A 1427-nucleotide genomic window follows, 5' to 3' on the forward strand; every position below is an offset into this window, starting at 1 on the left:
TGTAATGACCCCCAAATGTTGGACACCTCACGAAACCTAGGAGGGATCCACCATATGTCCAAACTTACTTCCCAAGAAAAACACTTGGCCGTACACCGCTATCTAACGGAAAATGTCAGTTTTCGAGACTTAGAAAAACAATTGGGAGTTGATAATTCTTCAATCCGTTATTGGGTGAAATTAACTGAATATCATGGAGAAGAAGCCTTCGACTTCCCCTATACAAACTATTCAGCTGCCTTTAAACTGAAAGTAATTCAATGTATAGAGGAAGAAGAATATTCGATTCGAGATGCTTCAGCTAAGTTCCATATCCCCCATTTCTCCATGGTACGCCGATGGCGTAAGAAGTGGATGGAAGGCGGAAAAGAAGCCCTTGAATCCACGAGGAAGGGGCCAACCCAATTGACGTCTCATAAGAGGAAACAAGATTCTACTGATTCGTTTGAAGCCTTAAAGAAAGAGAATGAACGCTTACGGATGGAAAATGAATACTTAAAAAAGTTAAAGACCTTAGTTCAGAAAAAGAAAGCATCTCAAAAGAAGAACAAGCGCAAATAATCGACGAGCTAAGGTTTCGATTTCCTGTTAAACAACTGACTGAAATAGCTGATATCCCCAGAAGCACCTATTATCATTTGAAAGAAAAGCAACACGAACCAGAAACGGAACAACCATTGAAGGAGCTTATCACCTCCATATTTCATGAACATAAGGGCCGTTATGGCTATCGGCGAATTGAAAATGAGCTTCGTAATTGCGGTCATGAAGTGAACCATAAAAAAGTCTATCGTCTTATGAGAGAACTAGGGCTGCAGTCTACGGTAAAAGTGAAGAAATATAGTTCTCACAAAGGAAAAGTCGGAGAAACAGCTCCAAATATTTTAGATCGAAATTTCAAGGCAGATCAACCGAATCAGAAATGGGCTACAGACATTACGGAGTTTAAGCTATTTGGCCAAAAGCTTTATGTTTCCCCTGTCTTAGATCTATTTAACGGAGAAATCATAACATACACCATTGGTTATAAACCCACCTATTCCTTGGTAGATGACATGTTAGATCAAGCCTTTGAACACCTTCATCCATCGGATGAACTGTATATGCACTCCGACCAGGGATGGCATTACCAAATGGCTCCCTATCGAAAGAAACTGAAAGACCGTGAAGTAACCCAAAGCATGTCCAGAAAAGGGAATTGTCATGATAACGCCGTTATGGAAAACTTTTTCGGTATCATGAAATCGGAGTTTCTTTATTTAGATGAATTTGAAAGTCTGGATCATTTCAAACAAGAGTTAGAGGAATACATCCATTACTATAACCATAAACGTATCAAATCAAAGCTCAGAATGAGCCCCGTTTCTTATCGAACCCAGTTTCAAGAATCGGCGTGATAAGTTTAAGGAACGTGTCCAATTTTAGGG

Annotated in this window: 1 protein-coding gene; it reads left to right on the plus strand. The window is 39.7% G+C overall.

The genetic code is table 11. The annotated features are described in order from the left end of the window. Positions 1-54: 54 nt before the first annotated feature. A protein-coding gene (locus ACTWPM_RS20595) for an IS3 family transposase (protein WP_443134833.1) occupies positions 55-1397 on the plus strand; the annotation gives its coding sequence in 2 pieces (ribosomal slippage) (positions 55-496 and positions 496-1397; 1344 coding nt in all). Positions 1398-1427 lie beyond the last annotated feature (30 nt).

The sequence above is a fragment of the Halobacillus sp. K22 genome, assembly GCF_052246795.1.
GTDB lineage: Bacteria > Bacillota > Bacilli > Bacillales > Halobacillaceae > Halobacillus.